The organism is Streptomyces sp. Wb2n-11 (assembly GCF_001049855.1).
GTDB classification, from domain to species: Bacteria; Actinomycetota; Actinomycetes; order Streptomycetales; family Streptomycetaceae; genus Streptomyces; species Streptomyces altiplanensis.
The window spans coordinates 3,231,277-3,249,704 of sequence record NZ_CVPB01000001.1; the positions used below are offsets into that span (position 1 = coordinate 3,231,277).

The 18,428-nt window shown below is 72.3% G+C and carries 12 protein-coding genes and 1 tRNA gene; 7 read left to right on the forward strand and 6 right to left on the reverse strand.

Translation table 11 applies throughout. The features are described 5' to 3' along the window. The first annotated feature begins 7 nt into the window (after positions 1–7). From BN1555_RS14650 to BN1555_RS14680, 7 genes are all read left to right on the forward strand, one after another. Positions 8–1,225 carry an ATP-grasp domain-containing protein gene (locus BN1555_RS14650; RefSeq protein ID WP_093799796.1) on the forward strand — a complete coding sequence of 406 codons (1,218 nt, stop codon included), beginning with the start codon at positions 8–10 and terminating at the stop codon, positions 1,223–1,225. 2 nt (positions 1,226–1,227) lie between these two features. Next, a complete protein-coding gene (locus tag BN1555_RS14655; protein ID WP_093799797.1) occupies positions 1,228–2,478 on the forward strand; it encodes an MFS transporter in 1,251 nt (416 codons plus the stop codon). A gap of 67 nt (positions 2,479–2,545) precedes the next feature. Further along, the gene (locus BN1555_RS14660) at positions 2,546–3,850 is read left to right on the forward strand and encodes a TrpB-like pyridoxal phosphate-dependent enzyme (protein WP_093799798.1); all 1,305 of its coding nucleotides are present in this window, start codon (positions 2,546–2,548) and stop codon (positions 3,848–3,850) included. A 71-nt stretch (positions 3,851–3,921) separates the two neighbouring features. Beyond that, positions 3,922–4,593 carry a flavodoxin family protein gene (locus BN1555_RS14665; RefSeq protein WP_093799799.1) on the forward strand — a complete coding sequence of 224 codons (672 nt, stop codon included), beginning with the start codon at positions 3,922–3,924 and terminating at the stop codon, positions 4,591–4,593. Positions 4,594–4,646: 53 nt separating this feature from the next. Further along, a complete protein-coding gene (locus BN1555_RS14670) occupies positions 4,647–4,991 on the forward strand; it encodes a cupin domain-containing protein (RefSeq protein WP_093799800.1) in 345 nt (114 codons plus the stop codon). Further along, the gene (locus tag BN1555_RS14675) at positions 4,988–5,299 is read left to right on the forward strand and encodes a chorismate mutase (protein WP_093799801.1); all 312 of its coding nucleotides are present in this window, start codon (positions 4,988–4,990) and stop codon (positions 5,297–5,299) included. The genes BN1555_RS14670 and BN1555_RS14675 overlap by 4 nt, the downstream gene beginning before the upstream one ends. Continuing rightward, positions 5,296–6,822, forward strand: coding sequence for a UbiD family decarboxylase (locus BN1555_RS14680; protein WP_218058190.1), 1,527 nt, complete (start codon positions 5,296–5,298; stop codon positions 6,820–6,822). The genes BN1555_RS14675 and BN1555_RS14680 overlap by 4 nt, the downstream gene beginning before the upstream one ends. Here the strand turns inward: BN1555_RS14680 and BN1555_RS14685 are convergent. From BN1555_RS14685 to topA, 6 genes are all read right to left on the reverse strand, one after another. Next, positions 6,707–8,332: a MocR-like pyridoxine biosynthesis transcription factor PdxR gene (locus tag BN1555_RS14685; RefSeq protein ID WP_218058191.1), complete on the reverse strand. Its 1,626-nt coding sequence runs from the start codon at positions 8,330–8,332 to the stop codon at positions 6,707–6,709. The genes BN1555_RS14680 and BN1555_RS14685 overlap by 116 nt on opposite strands. 636 nt (positions 8,333–8,968) lie before the next feature. Further along, positions 8,969–9,042: transfer RNA gene (locus BN1555_RS14690), tRNA-Thr, on the reverse strand. Between the two features lie 109 nt (positions 9,043–9,151). Further along, entirely contained in the window at positions 9,152–10,687 is a 1,536-nt protein-coding gene (locus BN1555_RS14695) for an alpha/beta hydrolase (RefSeq protein WP_093799802.1), read from the reverse strand. A gap of 80 nt (positions 10,688–10,767) precedes the next feature. Beyond that, positions 10,768–11,982: a DNA polymerase III subunit delta' gene (locus BN1555_RS14700; RefSeq protein WP_093799803.1), complete on the reverse strand. Its 1,215-nt coding sequence runs from the start codon at positions 11,980–11,982 to the stop codon at positions 10,768–10,770. A 181-nt stretch (positions 11,983–12,163) separates the two neighbouring features. Then, positions 12,164–15,316 carry a dTMP kinase gene (gene tmk, locus BN1555_RS14705; RefSeq protein ID WP_093799804.1) on the reverse strand — a complete coding sequence of 1,051 codons (3,153 nt, stop codon included), beginning with the start codon at positions 15,314–15,316 and terminating at the stop codon, positions 12,164–12,166. 207 nt (positions 15,317–15,523) lie between these two features. Next, the gene (topA, locus tag BN1555_RS14710) at positions 15,524–18,358 is read right to left on the reverse strand and encodes a type I DNA topoisomerase (protein WP_093799805.1); all 2,835 of its coding nucleotides are present in this window, start codon (positions 18,356–18,358) and stop codon (positions 15,524–15,526) included. Between the last annotated feature and the right edge of the window lie 70 nt (positions 18,359–18,428).

Below are 18,428 nucleotides of genomic sequence, written 5' to 3' on the forward strand. Positions count from 1 at the left end.
GCACCGCATGAACCGTTCCATCCTGGTGGTCTACCGGCCCGCCGCAGGCCGCTATGCCGCCCAGTTCCGCAGCGTCGTCGCGGCCGCCACCGATCTCGGCGTCCGGACGGTGGTGCTGCTGCCCGCCGGTGAACAGGCTCCCGAGGCCGCCGGCCTGCCCCAGTACCACGCGGACCTGGAGGACACCGCGTCCGTGCGCGCCGCGGTGGACCGGATCGTCGCCGAGCACCGCATCGAGCGGATCTTCCCGCTCTTCGAGGGCGACGTGCTGCCGGCCAGCCGCTGCCGCAGGGACCACGGCATCCCCGGTCTCACCCCGGACCAGGCGCTCAACTTCCGCGACAAGAACGTCATGCACCGCAGGGCCGAGGAGCTCGGGGTGCGGGTCGCCCGCTCCTGCCGCCCCGACACCGTGACCACGGTCGCCCGGTTCGCCGACGAGGTGGGGTACCCGGTCGTCGTCAAACCGTACGCCGGCTGGGCCTGCGGCAACACCTACCGGGTCGACAGCCGCGAGGAACTGGACCGCGTCTGGGAGGAGATGGGGGACGACCGGCACGAGTACCGGGTCGAGGAGTTCGTCCGCGGCACCGAGTTCCACGTCGACTCGCTGTTCCAGGGCGGCGAGGTCGTCTTCGAGCAGCTCTCCCAGTACACGTACTCCGTCCTGGAGTACCGCGACGAGCCGGGCGGCACCATCTCGCGCAAGTACGGCCTGTCCCCGCGCGAGCAGCGCATCCTGGAGCTGAACGCGGTGGTGCTCCGCGGCTTCGGGCTGAGCACCGGTGTCGTGCACGCCGAGTTCTTCCTGCTCGACGACGGCGAGGTCGTCTTCGGCGAGGCGGGCGCCCGGGCGGGCGGCGGCTCGATCGTGCCGGCCATCGAGGCGGGGCGCGGCATCAACCTCGCGGGCGAGTGGTGCAGGCTCGAACTCGACCCGGACCACCGGCCCGCGGCGCGCCTGGGCCCGGAGGTCGGCACCGAGTACCTGGCCTCCGGCGAGTACGGCCGGATCACCGCCATCACCACCCCCGCCGAACTGATGGCGCTCGACGCGGTGCTCGACGCCGACGTGTGGAAGAGCGTCGGTGACGTCCTCGCCCCGCCGACCCGCTCCAACGACGTGCTCGGCTGGTACGTGTGCGAGGGCACCGGCTTCGAGGACGTACGGACCCGCTTCAAGACCGTGCGGGACGCCTTCCGCGTCGAGACCGAGCAGGCGTAGTCATGTGGTGGACGCGGTTCAAGGAACTGCCGCTCCCGTTGCGGGTGCTCTTCCTCGCCTCCTTCGTCAACCGCGCGGGCATGTTCGTCTTCCCCCTGCTCGCCGTCTACCTGGTGCGCGGCGAGGGCCTCACCCCCGGCGAGGCGGGGCTGCTGATCTCCGTCGGCTCCACCGGGCTGCTCGTCGGCAGTCTGCTCAGCGGGCCGTTGTGCGACCGGCGCGGCCGCCGTACGGCGCTGCTCACCGCGCTGCTGCTGAACGCGGCGGGCTATCTCGGCCTCGCCGTGCTCGACGGACCGCCGTGGACGTACGCGGGCCTGCTCTTCGTCGCCCTGGTGGGAATGGGCATGTTCAGCCCGGCGTCCAACACTCTCGTCGCCGACCTCACCACGCCCGAACAGCGCCCTTTCGCCTACACGATCAGCTACGTCGGCAACAACCTGGGGATGGGCGTCGGCCCGCTGCTCGGCGGTGTCGCGGCGGCCTACTCGTACCACGTCATGTTCGCGGGGAACATCCTCGCGGGCCTGGTGTGCGCGGTGATGATCGCGGTCTGGGTGCCGAAGGACCGCGTGCGCGGCACCGCGGAACGCAGGGAGAAGAAGCGTTCCGGGCCGCTCGGGCACGGCCACGTGCTGCTGATCGTCCTGGTCTCCTTCTTCTACGTCGTGCCGCTGATCGGCCTCGAATACGCACTGCCGCTCGCCGTCACCACGGTGCTGCACGACTCGGCGAGCCTGGTCGGCGCCGTCTACACGATCAACAGCGTCGTCGTGGTGAGCCTCGGCCTGGTCCTGGAGAAGCACATCCGGGGGCACGGCACGAAGTTGCTGCTGCTGGTCGCGGGAGCGCTGTGGACGCTGGGCCTCGCCATGATCGTCGTCGGGTTCTCGCTGGCGGCCATCCTGCTGTCCACGGTGGTCTGGACGCTCGGCGAGATCATCGTGTCCGTCGTCGTGCCCACGTACATCGCCGACCACGTCGACAAGCGCCGGGTCGGCAGCTTCATGGCGCTGAACGGCTTCGTGCTCGGCCTCGCCCGGCTCGTCGTACCGGTCGGCCTCGGCGTGATCTGGACGGCCCACGGCCATCAGCCCGTCTTCCTCGTCCTCCTCGCGGCGCCGCTGGCCGGCATGGCGGCCTTCGCGCTGCTGCGGATCAGGCCCCCGGTCACCGCGAAGGACCCCGAATCCACTCCGGTTCCCCCGGCCGCCCCTGCCCAGGCGGCGGATGCGCCGGTCCCCGGCACCTAGGGGGCCCGGGACGGTATCCGCCGTCCCGGCCTCCGCACCGGTTCCACTCCACTCAAGGAAAGTGTTCATGTCTCAGACGAAGTTCCTGCTGTCCGAAGACCGCACCCCCACCACCTGGTACAACGTGGTCGCGGACCTGCCCAAGCCACTGGACCCGATGCTGCACCCCGGCACCCGGGAGCCGCTCACCGAGGCCGACCTGGAGCCCCTGTTCCCGGCCGCGCTGATAGCCCAGGAGTTCTCCACCGACCGCGAGGTGGACATCCCCGGCGCCGTCCTCGACGTGTACAAGCAGTGGCGGCCCAGCCCGCTGGTGCGGGCCCGCCGCCTGGAGAAGGCGCTGGACACCCCGGCCCGCATCTACTTCAAGAACGAGGGCGTCAGCCCGGCCGGCAGCCACAAGCCCAACACCGCCGTACCGCAGGCGTACTACAACAAGCAGGCGGGCGTGGAGCGGCTCACCACCGAGACCGGCGCCGGTCAGTGGGGCAGCTCCCTCGCCCTCGCCTGCCAGTACTTCGGCCTCGTCTGCGAGGTCTACATGGTCAAGGTGAGCTACCAGCAGAAGCCCTACCGCCGCGGCCTGATGGAGACTTTCGGCGCCAGCGTCACCGCCAGCCCCAGCGAGCTCACCGAGGCGGGCCGGGCCGCGCTCGCCGCCGACCCGGACTCCCCCGGAAGCCTGGGCCTGGCCATTTCCGAGGCGGTGGAGGCGGCCCTCGGCAGCGGTGGCACCGCCAAGTACGCGCTCGGCTCGGTGCTCAACCACGTACTGCTGCACCAGACGATCATCGGGCAGGAGGCCCAGCTCCAGATGGAGCTGGCCGAGGACTACCCGGACATCGTGATCGGCGCGGCCGGCGGCGGCTCCAACTTCGGCGGCCTCGCGCTGCCCTTCCTCGGCGAGCAGCTGAGGGGCGGACGCTCCGTGCGGGCCATCGCCGTCGAGCCGGCGTCCTGCCCGACCCTGACCGAGGGCAAGTACGACTACGACTTCGGTGACACCGCGGGCATGACGCCCCTCACGAAGATGCACACCCTCGGCCACGACTTCGTTCCGCCGAGCATCCACGCGGGCGGTCTGCGCTACCACGGCATGTCGCCGATCATCAGCGCGCTCAAGGAACTCGACTTCCTGGAGGCCCGCGCCGTCCCGCAGACCGCCTGCTTCGAGGCCGGGGTGACCTTCGCCCGGAGCGAGGGCATCGTGCCGGCGCCGGAGTCCACGCACGCCGTGCGCGCGGCCATCGACGAGGCGCTCGCCTGCAAGGAGTCCGGCGAGGAGAAGAGCATCCTGTTCTCCCTCTCCGGACACGGCCACTTCGACATGCAGGCCTACATCGACTACTTCGCCGGGAAGCTCAAGGACTGACCGGTACGAGGAGGGGCGGGCCCGACCGGCCCGCCCCCGCACCGCTAGCCAGTGACTCATGGGGGAGTTTCATGCAAGGCGTACACGGAGCAAGGCCTGTCATCCTCGGTATATCGGGGTCCGAACGTGCCGGGGGGAACACGGATCTGGCACTCGACTACGCGGGTGAACTGGTGCGGGAACGGAATGCCGTCTTCCGCCAGGTGCACCTGCGCGACCACCGCATCTCACCGTGCAGCCCGTGCGGTGACTGCAACAACCGGACCGACCCGTGCGCCCTCCAGGACGACATGCCCGCCGTCGTCGAGGAGATGAAGCAGGCCGACGGGATCATCTACGCCGTGCCCGTGCACGGCTTCGGTCTCGCCCATCTCATGCAGATCTTCATCGAACGGGCGGGCGTCGGCTATCTGCGGTTCGACCGGCCGCTGGCCAACAAGGTCGGCGGGATCATCGTCACCGGCCGCCGCTACAGCGACGCCTCCGTGCACAACCAGCTCGTGGACAACCTGCTGCTCAACCGGATGATCATGGTGGGCAGCGGCTTCCCCGCGCTGTTGCGCAACACCTCGCGGGAGCCGGGCCTGAACGACGCCGAGGGCCTGGACGCGCTGGAGCGCATGGTCCACCGGATGATCGACATGACCCTGCTGCTGCGCAGGGTCCGGGCGACCACCGGGGAACCACTGCTGCCCCTCGACGACCGCAACGAGCGGGTCGTACGCGAGCGTTCGGCGTCCTGAGACACACCACCCGCACCACCCACCCGCACCGCCTACCGAGGAGAGCTCTCCCCATGACCACCACCACTCCCGCCCTCGTCGGCATCGACTTCGACGCCATCCCCTGGGAGAAGTGGCACAAACCCGGCGCCGACGGCCGGGTGAAGATCGCGTACACCGGAGGTCTGCGGGTGCGCCTGATGGAGCTGCCCGCGGGCTTCAACGAGGAGGAGTGGTGCGAGCGCGGCCACCAGGGCTACGTGCTCCAGGGCGAGTTCACCATCCACTTCGACGACCGTTCGGTGCCGTGCCGCCCCGGCATGGGCTTCATCATCCCCGGCGACGAGCGGCACCGCTCCCAGGGCTCCGACGGCGAGCCCACCGTCGTGTACGTGATCGACGAGGTGCCCGCGCCATGACGGGCACGGCACGGATCGAGGAGCTGCGCGGTTCCATCGACGGCCTGGACCGCCAGATCGTCGCCCTGCTCGCCGCCCGCACCCGGGTGGTGCGGGAGCTGACCGAGTACAAGCGCGACGAGGAGACGGTGCGCTCGCCCGGCCGAGTCGACCAGGTGATCGCCAAGGTGCGCCGGCTCGCGGAGGAGCAGGGCATGCCGCCCGGCATCGCGGAGGCCACCTACCGCACGCTCATCGCCGAACTGACCGAGCTCCAGCTCGACCGGCTCGCCGAGCGACGGGCGGCGGCCCGGGAGGGCGTGACGTGACGCGCCGCCGCCTCGCGGACCTGCGCACCGCGCTCGCCGGACTCGATCCGATGCCCGGGGAGCTGGTGCGGGAGCGGGAGGAGGTCCCGGCCAGGTTCGGGGTCTCCTCCCGGTACGCGGCGTGGGCCGGGACACCCGCCCCGCCGCCGACGGGGCCGGGGCCCGCGGTCCTCTTCGAACGGGTCACGCCCAGTGCCGCGGGTGCCGAGGCACGGGCCGTGCTCATCGGCCTGTACGGCACCCGCCGCCGGGCGGCCGCGCTGCTCGGGACCACCCCGGCGCAGCTCCCGCACCGGCTGCTCGACGCGGTGGCGTCACCCGTGCCGCCGGTGAGGATCCGGGGCGAACGCGCCCCTGGCCGTACGGAGCTCGCGCCGGACCTCACGGCGCTGCCGGTGCCGGTACTCACCGACGCGGACGCGGGCCCCTACCTGACGCTCGGCGCGGTCCTCGCGACCCATCCGGAGACCGGGGTGCGCAACCTGTCCATCCACCGGATGTGCGTACAGGGCCCCGACCTCCTGTCGATCTGGATGGTGCCGGGACGGGACCTGGAGGCCGCCCATCTGGCGGCCCGGCGCCAGGGCCGGCCGCTGCCGGTCGCGATCCACCTGGGTCTCGGACCGGCCGTCCTGCTCTCCTCGTGCTGCCCGGCCTCCCTGGTTCCCGGGGGAGTCGACGAACTCGCCGTGGCGGGCGCGCTGGGCGGCGCCCCGGTGGAGCTGACGTCCTGCCGGACGGTGGACGCGGAGTGCATCGCGCACGCCGAGTACGTCCTGGAGGGCGAACTGCTGCCCGGTCCGGCGCCGGAGAACCCCCGGGGGCCCTATGCCACACCGGAGTTCCTCGGTTACCAGGGCCGGGCGCACCCCGGGCTGCCGGCCGTCCGGATCTCCGGGATCACGGCGCGCGAGGGAGCGATCCTGCAGACCGTCTCGGGCCCGGGGCACGAGCAGTCGGTGCTGCTCGGCTTCGGAATGGAGGCGGCGGTCCTCGGAAGGCTGCGGCAACTGGGCACACCGGCAAGGGCAGTGCACTGTCACACGGCGGGCGGCGGCCAGCTCATGGTGGTGATCCAGTGGCCGGCCAAGCGGTCGGCCGCCGACGACGAGGCGGTGCGCAAGGCCGCGGAGTCGGTCCTGGAGGAGTTCCGGATGGCCAAGCTCGTCGTCTCCGTGGACGAGGACGTCGACCTGGAGTCGGACGCGGACCTGTGGTGGGCGATGAGCACACGGCTGCAGGCCGACCGGGACATCTCGGTCCTGCCGGACCGGGAGGGCTTTCCCCTGGACCCGACGCAGTCCCCCGCGTACTCGGACACCCTGTCCGCCGAAGGCCGCACGGCGAAGGCCCACTTCGACTGCACCGTGCCGCACGCGCACCTCGCCCGCTTCCACCGCCCGCGCTTCACGGAGCCGGAGGGGCCGGAGGGGCCGGAGGGGCCGGAGGGGCCGGAGGCAGGTCCCGCCGGCGGCCCGCCGCCTCGCGCACCGCGGCGGCCAGCAGGGCGACGCCCTCGGTGATGCGGGGGGCGGGCAGGGCGGCGTACCCCATCAGGAACGTCGGTTCGGCCGGCGGGTCCTGGACGAAGTAGCCGGACGCGGGGTAGATCCGGACCCCGCGCCCGGCCGCCAGGCGGACGATCGTGTCCTCCGGAACGCCCCGCGCCCCGGTGAAGGTGACCAGGACGTGCAGGCCGGCCGCCTCGCCGGAAATGCGGACCTCCGCGCCGAAGTGCTCGTACAACGCCCCCAGGAGGCGGCGTCTGCGCTGCCGGTACAGGCGCGTCATGCGGCTGATGTGGCGGGCGTACGCACCGGTGGAGATGAAGTCGGCGAGCGCCTCCTGGGCCACCGTGGGCGTCAGCCGGTCGGTGATCCACTTGATGCCGAGGAAGGGCTGCACGAGGTGCGGCGGCAGTACCGCGTAGCCGATCCGCAGCGCGGGGAAGAGCGTCTTGCTGAAGCTGCCCACGTAGACGACGGTGTCCCGGTGGCGCTCGGCCGCGAGCGCGGGCAGCCGCTCGGCGGTGAACGTGAACTCGTTGTGGTAGTCGTCCTCCAGGACCGTCGCACCGTGCTCGTGTGCCCACTTCAGGAGCCCGCGCCGCCGCCCCTCGGACATGATGAACCCGGTCGGGAACTGGTGCGACGGCGTGACGTACACCAGCTTCACCCGCCCGGGATCGTGCCCCTGGGCCCGCACACAGGCGTCGATGTCGGCCACCCGCAGCCCCTCCTCGTCCACGGGGACCGGCACCACGGCCGCCTCGGAGCAGCCGAACACCTGGCGCAGCACGGTGTGGCTGGGGTCCTCGATCACCACCACGTCACCCGGCCTGACCAGCATCCGGACGAGGATGTCCAGGGCCTGGGTGGCGCCGCCGGTGACCATGATCCGGTCGGGGTGCGCGTCGAGGGCCCGGCTCTGCCGGACGAGGGCGGCGATCTCCGTACGCAGCGTCGGGGAGCCCTCGGCCGGGCCGTAGCCGAGCGCGGCGACGTCGGCACGGCCGTACGCGTCGTGCAGGGACTGCCGCCAGCGGGCGACGGGGAAGTCAGCGAGCGCCGGAGTGCCGTGCCGGAAGTCGAGTGCGACGCCCGGGTGGCGGGTGGGCGGCGGCTCCCAGGGCTGCCACAGCGCGTTGCCGCCGTCGGTGGCCCGAGGCGGCTGCGGGGCGAGCACCGTGGGCGCCTTCCGGGGCGGACGGGGCGAGCCCGCGCCGCTCGCGGGACCGGCGACCCTGGTGCCGGAGCCGCGCCGGGCCGTGAGGATGCCCTGGGCGCGCAGGAGTTCGTACGCGCGGGTGATGACGGTCCTCGACACGTCGAGCTGCCGGGCGAGCTCGCGGGACGCGGGCACGGCCTCGCCCGGCCGCAGCCGGCCCGACCGCACCAGGGCGGTGACCTGGTCGCACACCTGCTGCTGCAGTGGTGTGCCGCCGTCCCGGTCCAAGGCGATGAGCAACTCCGACGCCCCCACGTCCCCCTCCGTCTCCCCCGCCTGCGCCTCCACCTCCGCCGAGTCTGCCACGGGGGTGCGGCTTCGTTCCTCGGCTCTGTCCGGCCGGCCGGACGGAACCGGAGCCGTACGCCGTGCGGCGGGGCGGGAGTTCAGTCCGCCACGCCCCGCGGACGCCGCACGCCCGGCGGCCCGGCAGCAGTGCCGACGCGGCCCCGTACACGGCTTGTCCGACGGTTCGGGGCCGTACGCCAGGGGAGTCCGGGTCCGGGTACGCGTCGGCGGCCGGCGACGACCATGAACCCCCCGAGGACCGCGGCGAAGACGGTGACACCGTCCGCCAGTCCCACCACGTCGCTGAGACGCCCCGCCACCGGCATTCGGAGCCGCGTTGGCCTCGGCCGGATCCCACGGCGGAACGGCGGAGTCGAGCGGGGAGGGGCCACCGGGCCGGCCCGTGCCCCGGCCTGCGCCCACCAGTACGGCGGAGACGGCCGGGAGACCCGCTTCCCCGGCCTGCTCACCCCGGCGGCGCAGCGGGCCCTGCGACGCCGTCACCGAGCAGCACCACACGCAGAACCCGGCGCGGCTCCCACCGACGGCGCACGGCTCACCCCTGCGCACAGTCGCTGCGCGAGCGGCCACTCCCCGGGGTGCGAAAAAGCAAAAGCCCCAGGTCACGGCGAGTGAGTCCTGAGGCTTCCACAGAGCCGCCTTCGGGATTCGAACCCGAGACCTACGCATTACGAGTGCGTTGCTCTGGCCAACTGAGCTAAGGCGGCGCCGCTGCCGACACGATGGTGCGATCAGCAGCGGGCACAAGTCTACACAGTTTCGAGGGGTGCTCCGCACAGCCCCGTGCGGGCCGCCTTCGCGCAGGTCAGAGAGGGGTCAGGAGCACTTCTTGGCGTTCTTCGGAGGTGTGCCCTCCAGGAGATAGGTGTTGATCGCCGTGTCGATGCAGTCGCTGCCGCGGCCGTACGCCGTGTGGCCGTCGCCGTCGTACGTCAGGAGGGTGCCGGAGGCGAGCTGGTCGGCCAGGGACTCGGCCCACTTGTACGGGGTCGCCGGGTCGCGGGTGGTGCCGACCACGACGATCGGGGCGGCGCCCTCCGCCTCGATGCGGTGCGGGGTGCCGGTGGGCGCGGTCGGCCAGTACGTGCAGTTCAGGGAGGTCCAGGCGAAGCCCTCGCCGAAGACCGGGGACGCCTTCTCGAAGGCGGGGAGCCCGGTGCGGACCTGGTCGGGGCCGGTGAAGGCCGACGGGAGGTCCAGACAGTTCACGGCGGCGTTGGCGTACATGAGGTTCGCGTAGCTGCCGTCCTCGGAGCGCTCGTAGTACGTGTCGGCCAGCGCGAGCAGGCCGGCGCCGTCCCCGCCCATCGCGCGGGTGAGGCTCTCGCGCAGCTGCGGCCAGCCGGACTCGTCGTACATCGCGGCGATCACACCCATGGTCGCCAGGGACTCGCCCAGGGGACGGCTCTCGCCGGTGGGGACGGGCTCGGCGTCGAGCTCGTCGAAGAAGCCCTTCAGCCGCTTGCCCGCCTCGTCCGGCGTACCGGTGCCCAGCGGGCAGTCCTCGCGCTTGACGCAGTCCGCGGCGAACGACTGGAAGGCGGTCTCGAAGCCGGCCGTCTGGTCACGGTTCAGGTCGCGGGCGGGCAGGGACGGGTCCATCGCGCCGTCGAGTACGAGGCGGCCGCTGCGGCCGGGGAAGAGCTCGGCGTACGTCGCGCCCAGGAAGGTGCCGTACGACGCCCCGACGTAGTTCAGCTTCTCGTCGCCCAGCACCGCCCGCAGGATGTCCATGTCGCGGGCCGAGTCGACGGTGGAGACGTGCGGCAGGATCTCGGCCGAGCGCTTCTCGCAGCCGGCCGCGAAGTTCTTGAAGGACGTGACCAGCTTGTTGGTCTCCCCCCGGTCGTCGGGGGTCTGGTCGACCTGGGTGTACGCGTCCATCTCCTTGCCCGTCAGGCACTCGACGGGCTCGCTGCGGCCCACGCCGCGCGGGTCGACGGCCACCATGTCGTAGCGCGCGCGGACCGGCGCCGGGTACCCGATGGCCGCGTACGCCTGGAGGTAGCCGATCGCGGAGCCGCCGGGGCCGCCCGGATTGACCAGGAGGGAGCCGAGGCGCTTGCCGGGCCCGGTGGCCTTCTGCCGGGAGACGGCCAGCCCGATGTCGGACTTCTCCGGCTTCTTGTAGTCGAGGGGTGCCTTCACCGTGGCGCACTGGAAGCCGGGGGCACCGCACTCGCGCCACTTCGGTTTCTGCGCGTAGTACGGCTTGAGGGCGGCCGGGACCGCTTCCTGCGACGCGGAAGCCGAGGCACTGGGCGACGAACCTCCCGACGAGCATCCGGAGACGAGCAGCCCGGCGGTCACGAGGGCGGTGGCGGAGGTCCGGATCAGGTGCCTGGTGTCCATCCTCGGAGCGTAGTGCGGCGATGACGGATTGTGCGGGGAGCGGCTCGTACGAGTGAGTCGGTCAACCTCGGCGGTGGGGGTCAGCCGGCGCGCAGCGCCACCGTCATCGCCTCCACCGCGAGCAGCGGCGCGACATTGCGGTCCAGGGCCCGGCGGCAGGCGATGATCGCCTCTATCCGGCGCAGGGTGCGCTCGGGGGTCGAGCTCCGCGCGACGCGGTCGAGGGAGTCCCGTACGTCCTCGTTGGCGAGGGCGACCCGCGAACCGAGCTGCAGGGCCAGTACGTCGCGGTAGAAGCCGGTCAGGTCGGTCAGCGCGAGGTCGAGGCTGTCCCGCTGCGTACGGGTCGAACGGCGCTTCTGGCGGTCGGCCAGCTCCTTCATCGCCCCCGCGGTGCCGCGCGGCATCCGGCCGCCGGACGCCGCGCCGAGCGCCGCCTTCAGGTCGTCCGTCTCCTTGGCGTCGACCTCCTCGGCGACCTGCTTGGCGTCCTCGCCCGCCGCGTCGACCAGCTCCTGGGCCGCCTTCAGGCAGCCGCCGATGTCGGCGACGCGCAGCGGGAGTTTGAGCACGACGGCGCGGCGGGCCCGCGCGCGCTCGTCTGTGGCGAGCCTGCGGGCCCGCCCGATGTGGCCCTGGGTGGCGCGCGCGGCGGTCGCGGCCGTCCCGGGGTCGATGCCGTCGCGCCGCACCAGGACGTCGGCGACGGCCTCCACGGACGGGGTGCTGAGCGTGAGGTGGCGGCAGCGGGAGCGGATGGTCGGGAGCACGTCCTCCAGGGAGGGCGCGCACAGGAGCCAGACCGTACGGGGAGCGGGCTCCTCGATGGCCTTGAGCAGCACATTGCCCGCGCCCTCGGTGAGCCGGTCGGCGTCCTCCAGGACGATGACCTGCCACCGGCCGCCCGCCGGGGACAGCTGGGCCCGCCGGACGAGCTCGCGGGTGTCCTTCACGCCGATGGAGAGCTGGTCGGTACGGACGATCTCCACGTCGGCGTGCGTGCCGACCAGCGTCGTGTGACATCCGTCACAGAACCCGCAGCCCGGAGCCCCGCCCAGCGCCCGGTCCGGGCTGGTGCACTGCAGGGCGGCGGCGAACGCGCGGGCGGCGGTGGACCGCCCGGAGCCCGGCGGCCCGGTGAAGAGCCAGGCGTGGGTCATCTTCGACGCGGCGGGGGCGAGGGTGGCCCCGGAGCGGTCGGCGACGGCGGTCACGAGCGCGTCGGCGTCACGGGCGGCGGCGGCCAGTTGCGCCTGAACCCGCGCCTGCCCTACCAGGTCGTCCCATACGGCCATGGTGCTACCGCCTTCGCCGTGCGCTTGCGTTCTCGTGAAATCCCGACCGTCCCCATTGTGGCCGACCCCACCGACACCGGGGCCCCGGTCCCCCGGACCCCGGTCCGTCCGGCATTCGAGGACCGGGGGCCGGGGCCGTGGGACCGGGGATCGGAGACCAGGGCGGTGTCCCGCCGGGGGCTCAGCGGCGGCGGCCGCCCCGGCCCCACCGGTCGCCGTCGTCCTCGTCGGCGTCCGGGCCGCCCAGCAGTTCGTCCGCCAGCGACGGCAGGTCGTCGAGCGGCGTCTCCTCCGCCCAGTCCGACCGGCGGCGCCCACGCGCGGAGGCGCCCTGGCCCGCACCCGTGTGCGCCGCATCCGGATCCAGCCACGGCAGCTCGCGCGTACGGTCGTTGTCGTCGCCGCCGCGGTCGTCGGGCTGTTCGTCCCGGAAGAACCCCGGCGGCACCCGGTCCGAAGGCTCGTCCCGTACGGACGGCAGCGCCGCCGTCTGATCCGCGGGCCCCGCGTCACGCACCGGCGGCAGGACGGCGGTCTCGTCCATCGGCCTTGTGTCGCGCACCGGCGGCAGCACAGCGGTCTCGTCCATCGCGGGACCAGCCGGAGCAGCCGGAGCAGCGGGCGGCGTCGCGGAGGGCGCCGCGTCCTCCTTGCGCATGTCGACGCGCGGCCGCTCCACCGTCTGCGTCACCTCGTCGAGCCGGACGACCGGCGTGGGCACCGTCGTCTCCACGTCGGACGGCGGCTCGGCCGCGGCGGCGGCCGCCGACTCCGCGAGCCTGCGCGCCTCCTCCGCCCGCAGCAGTGCCTCCTCGGCCCTGCGCTGCTTCTCACGGCGGCGTTCCTCCGCCTCCGCCCGCAGCCGGGCCTCCTCCTCGGCCCGCTTGCGCAGCCGTTCCTGCTCGGCGGCCCGCGCCTTCTCCTCGGCCTCGCGACGCAGCCGCTCCTCCTCAGCGAGCCGGCGCGCCTCCTCGGCCCGTCGCCGGGCCTCCTCCGCCTGCCGTTCGACCTCGCGCTGCCGCGCCTCCTCGATCTCGCGGCGCTTGCGCTCCTCCTCCTCGGCGCGGAGCTTGGCCAGCTGTTCCTGCCGCTCGCGCTCCAGACGCTCTTCCTCCGCCTTGCGCGCGGCCTCTTCCTCGGCCCTGCGGCGCGCCTCTTCCTCGGCGGCCTTCCGCGCCTCCTCCCGCGCCTTCACCTCGGCGTCGGAGAGCGGCAGCATCTGGTCGAGACGGTGGCGTACGACCGTGGTGACCGTTTCCGGGTCCTGGCCGGCGTCCACCACCAGGTAGCGACCGGGATCGGCGGCGGCCAGGGTCAGGAAACCGTGGCGCACGCGCGCGTGGAACTCCGGCGGCTCCGACTCCAGCCGGTCCGGCGCCTCCGTGAACCGCTCGCGCGCCGTCCGGGGCGAGACGTCGAGCAGAACCGTCAGATGCGGTACGAGCCCGTCCGTCGCCCAGCGCGAAATACGGGCGATCTCGGTCGGCGACAGGTCACGGCCCGCACCCTGGTAGGCCACGGACGAGTCGACGTACCGGTCGGTGATCACGACCGCTCCGCGTTCCAGCGCCGGGCGTACGACGGAATCGACGTGCTCGGCGCGGTCGGCGGCGTACAGCAGCGCCTCGGCGCGGTTCGACAGGCCCGCGCTCGACACGTCCAGCAGGATCGACCGCAGCCGCTTGCCGATCGGTGTGGCACCGGGCTCGCGCGTGACGACGACCTCGTGGCCCTTGTTGCGGATCCACTCGGCGAGCGCCTCGACCTGGGTGGACTTGCCGGCCCCGTCGCCGCCCTCCATCGCGATGAAGAAACCGGTCGCGGCGGGTGCCTGGCCGGGCTCGCCACCCTTGAGCGCCTCGCGCAGGTCGCGGCGGAGCGGGACGCCCTGCCGGTCGTCGGCCTTGGCGAGCACGATCGCGGCCACCGGCAACAGCAGCGCGCCGACGAGCATCAGCGTGAAGGCGGCGCCGCCGTGGGCGAAGACGAAGCTGCCGCCACTCAGGTGGTGCGGGCCGATCGCGGCGGCGAGCACCGGGGCGAGGACCACGCCGAGGGCCACATAGATCCGTACGACGGCGTGCAGGTGCTCCGTGGTGCGTCCCCGCCGGAACTCCTCGGTCTCCTGGTCGAGCAGCGTGTGCCCGGTGTTCGCGGCGACTCCGGCGGAGAAGCCCGCGAGCAGAGTGACCATGAGCACGGTCGCCGTGTCGGGCACCAGGCCCATGGCGAGCAGTGCGACGCCCGTGACGGCGATCGCGAGCGACAGCAGCCGGCGCCGGGACAGCGTGGGCAGCACCTTCTGCGCGCTGCGGATGCCGATGACGGTGCCGCCGGTCAGGGCGAGGAAGAGCAGGGCGAAGGTGACGGGACCGCCGCCGAGGTCCTTCGCGTGCAGTACGGCGACGGCCGCCGCGGCGGCGACGGCTCCGGCGACCGTGGCGCAGGCCACGACGAGGAGCCGGATCGCGCCCGTGCGTCCCTTGTCGAAGCCCGTGCCGGTCCTGGGCCGGCGCCAGCCTTCCAGGGGGGAGCGCGCGCGGGGCGTCTGCGCGTCGGGCAGCTCCAGGAAGTACAGCGTCGACACGGACGCGGCGAAGAGCCCCGCGGCGACGTACGACCCGAGGGCCGCCTGGTGCTGCGAGAACCAGGCGATGCCGGAACCGAACAGATTGCCGACCAGCGTCGCCGTCAGCAGCACGGCGGCAGCCGCGGGAAGGGCGGCGAAGCTCGTACGCAGCGACAGCCGGTGCAGCGCGTCCAGGTGGTCCGGCAGCGGCCGCACCGACGCGCCCTCCGGAGGCGGCGCGGGCAGCAGTGCGGGGGCGGCGCTCTCCTTGGCGACCGCCCAGAAGCGCTCGGCGACACCGGCGACGAAGACGGTGCTCAGGAGTACGGCCTGGGCCCTGTCCGGGGTCCAGTCGATCCACAGCGGTGCGACGACCAGCAGGGCGAGCCGCAGCCCGTCCGCCCCGATCATCGTCCAGCGGCGGTCGAGTGGTCCCGACGGCGCGGTCAGCGTGGAGACCGGGCCCAGGAGGAGGGCTCCGAAGAGGAAGGTGGCAAGGATCCGAGCCCCGAACACCGCGGCGACCGCGAAGGCCGCACCGCGATAACCACCGCCGAACGACCCTTCCGAAATCGCCGCCTGAAGCGACAGCAACAGCAACACGAGAAGGGCGAGGGCGTCGCCGGTACTGCCGACGAGCTGTGCGCTCCACAACCGCCTGAGCGGAGGAAGGCGCAGCAGGGCTCGTACGGCTCGCTCGCGTGAGTCTGCGGCTAGTGCGTCGGAGGTGGGGCTCACGACCGTTGGCTGCTCGGCTCGCGTCATCCGCCCAGCCTATCCGGAGCCCACCGCCCGCCGGAGGCCTGCCCGAACAAGCGTCTGTTCACGGGCGTCCCGGCCGTCGGCAGGAGGGTGCCCCGGCTCCGTACTGGCGCCGGGGACACCCCCACAGACGGTCCTCCGGACCGCCACCTGCCGAATGACGGGACCGACCGCCCGGTCACCCGACCGCCCGGTTACTCGTCTGCTCGGTTACTCGTCCGAAGCCGACGCGCTCTTGGCTGCCGTCGTCTTCTTCGCCGCCGTCTTGGCCGTCGTCTTCTTGGCCGCCGCGGTCTTCGCCGTGGCCGTCTTCTTGGCGACGGTCTTCTTGGCCGTGGCCTTCTTCGCCGGGGCCTTCTTGGCGGTCTTCTTCTTCACCGGGCCCTTGGCCCGCTTCTCGGCGAGGAGCTCATAGCCCCGCTCCGGGGTGATCTCCTCCACGCTGTCGCCCGTGCGCAGCGTGGCGTTCGTCTCGCCGTCCGTGACGTACGGGCCGAAGCGCCCGTCCTTCACGACCACCGGACGCTCACTGACCGGGTCCGTGCCCAGTTCCTTGAGCGGCGGCTTGGCGGCCGCCCGGCCCCGCTGCTTGGGCTGGGCGTAGATCGCCAGCGCCTCGTCGAGGGTGATCGAGAAGAGCTGGTCCTCGGTCTCCAGGGAGCGCGAGTCCGTGCCCTTCTTGAGGTACGGGCCGTACCGGCCGTTCTGCGCGGTGATCTCGACGCCCTCGGCGTCCGTGCCGACGACGCGCGGCAGCGACATCAGCTTGAGGGCGTCCTCCAGCGTCACCGTGTCCAGGGACATCGACTTGAAGAGCGACGCCGTCCGCGGCTTGACCGCGTTCTTGCCGGTCTTCGGAGTGCCCTCGGGAAGGATCTCCGTGACGTACGGGCCGTACCGGCCGTCCTTCGCCACGATCTGGTGGCCCGTCGCCGGGTCCGTGCCCAGCTCGAAGTCACCGCTCGGCTTGGCCAGCAGCTCCTCGGCGTACTCGACGGTCAGCTCGTCCGGCGCCATGTCGTCCGGCACGTCGGCGCGCTGGTGGTTCTCGTCGTCCTTCTCGCCGCGCTCGACGTACGGACCGTAGCGGCCGACGCGCAGCACGATGCCTTCGCCGACCGGGAAGGAGGAGATCTCACGGGCGTCGATGGCACCGAGGTCGGTGACGAGCTCCTTGAGACCGCCGAGGTGGTCGCCGTCGCCGTTTCCGGCGTCCGCGGCGCCTCCCGGCGCGACACCGGCGTCGGCGTCGCCCTCGCCGAAGTAGAAGCGCCGCAGCCACGGCACGGCCTGGGCCTCGCCCCGCGCGATGCGGTCGAGGTCGTCCTCCATCTTCGCCGTGAAGTCGTAGTCGACGAGCCGGCCGAAGTGCTTCTCCAGCAGGTTGACCACGGCGAAGCTCAGGAAGGACGGCACGAGCGCCGTGCCCTTCTTGAAGACGTACCCGCGGTCGAGGATCGTGCCGATGATCGAGGCGTACGTCGACGGACGGCCGATCTCGCGCTCTTCGAGCTCCTTGACCAGCGAGGCCTCGGTGTAGCGGGCCGGCGGCTTGGTCGCGTGCCCGTCGACCGTGATCTCCTCCGACGACAGCGCGTCTCCCTCGGCGACCTGCGGGAGCCTGCGCTCGCGGTCGTCGAGCTCGGCGTTCGGGTCGTCGGCGCCTTCGACGTAGGCCTTCATGAAGCCGTGGAAGGTGATCGTCTTGCCGGAGGCGGAGAACTCGGCGTCGCGGCCGTCGCTCGCCCGGCCACCGATCTTCACCGTCACGCTGTTCCCGACGGCGTCCTTCATCTGGGAGGCGACCGTGCGCTTCCAGATCAGCTCGTAGAGCCGGAACTGGTCGCCGCTGAGGCCCGTCTCGGCAGGCGTGCGGAAGCGGTCGCCCGAGGGGCGGATCGCCTCGTGCGCCTCCTGCGCGTTCTTGACCTTCCCGGCGTACGTGCGCGGCCTGTCCGGCAGGTACTCGGCGCCGTACAACTGCGTGACCTGGGCACGGGCCGCCCGGACGGCGGTGTCGGAGAGCGTCGTGGAGTCCGTACGCATGTACGTGATGAAGCCGTTCTCGTACAGCTTCTGCGCGACCTGCATGGTGGCCTTGGCCCCGAAGCCCAGCTTGCGCGAGGCCTCCTGCTGCAGGGTCGTCGTACGGAACGGGGCGTACGGCGAGCGGCGGTACGGCTTCGACTCGACCGAGCGGACGGCGAACGACGAGTCGGCGAGGGCGGCGGCCAGGGCGCGGGCGTTCGCCTCGTCGAGGTGCAGGACGTCACTCTTCAGTTGTCCCACGGAGCTGAAATCGCGGCCCTGGGCGATACGCCGGCCGTCGACCGTCGTCAGGCGGGCGACCAGAGAGGACGGATCGGAGGCGTCACCGGTGCGTCCCGTGGAGAACGTGCCGGTCAGGTCCCAGTACTCAGCAGAACGAAAAGCGATGCGCTCGCGTTCCCGGGCGACGACGAGTCGTGTGGCGACGGACTGGACACGGCCGGCGGACAGCCGGGGCATGACCTTCTTCCACAGGACCGGCGAGACCTCGTAGCCGTACAGACGGTCCAGGATGCGGCGCGTCTCCTGAGCGTCGACCATGGGCTTGTTCAGGTCGCGCGGGTGGGACACGGCTTCGCGGATCGCGTCCTTGGTGATCTCGTGGAAGACCATCCGGTGGACCGGGACCTTGGGCTTGAGGACTTCCTGGAGGTGCCACGCGATGGCTTCGCCCTCGCGGTCCTCATCAGTGGCGAGGAAGAGTTCGTCGGACTCCGCGAGGAGCTCCTTGAGCTTCTTGACCTGCGCCTTCTTGTCGGCGTTGACGACGTAGATCGGCTGGAAGTCGTTCTCCACGTCGACGCCGAGGCGGCGTACCTCGCCCGTGTACTTGTCGGGCACCTCGGCGGCACCGTTCGGGAGGTCGCGGATGTGCCCGACGCTCGCCTCGACGACATAGCCAGGGCCGAGGTAGCCCTTGATCGTCTTCGCCTTGGCGGGCGACTCGACGATGACGAGTCGGCGGCCGCCGTGTGCGGTCTCGCTGGTCGGGGACAACTTGGCTCTTCTCTCCGGTCGACACTCGGTGTTCTCTAGGTGACGCTGCGGAGTGTGACGGTACAACCCG

Bases quoted from the DNA above. Each gene is read 5' to 3' on its own strand.
- BN1555_RS14695 (WP_093799802.1), bottom strand. From the start codon at position 10,687: ATGGACACCAGGCACCTGATCCGGACCTCCGCCACCGCCCTCGTGACC.
- BN1555_RS14655 (WP_093799797.1), top strand. From the start codon at position 1,228: ATGTGGTGGACGCGGTTCAAGGAACTGCCGCTCCCGTTGCGGGTGCTC.
- BN1555_RS14665 (WP_093799799.1), top strand. From the start codon at position 3,922: ATGCAAGGCGTACACGGAGCAAGGCCTGTCATCCTCGGTATATCGGGG.
- BN1555_RS14670 (WP_093799800.1), top strand. From the start codon at position 4,647: ATGACCACCACCACTCCCGCCCTCGTCGGCATCGACTTCGACGCCATC.
- BN1555_RS14700 (WP_093799803.1), bottom strand. From the start codon at position 11,982: ATGGCCGTATGGGACGACCTGGTAGGGCAGGCGCGGGTTCAGGCGCAA.
- BN1555_RS14650 (WP_093799796.1), top strand. From the start codon at position 8: ATGAACCGTTCCATCCTGGTGGTCTACCGGCCCGCCGCAGGCCGCTAT.
- tmk (WP_093799804.1), bottom strand. From the start codon at position 15,316: ATGACGCGAGCCGAGCAGCCAACGGTCGTGAGCCCCACCTCCGACGCA.
- BN1555_RS14675 (WP_093799801.1), top strand. From the start codon at position 4,988: ATGACGGGCACGGCACGGATCGAGGAGCTGCGCGGTTCCATCGACGGC.
- BN1555_RS14660 (WP_093799798.1), top strand. From the start codon at position 2,546: ATGTCTCAGACGAAGTTCCTGCTGTCCGAAGACCGCACCCCCACCACC.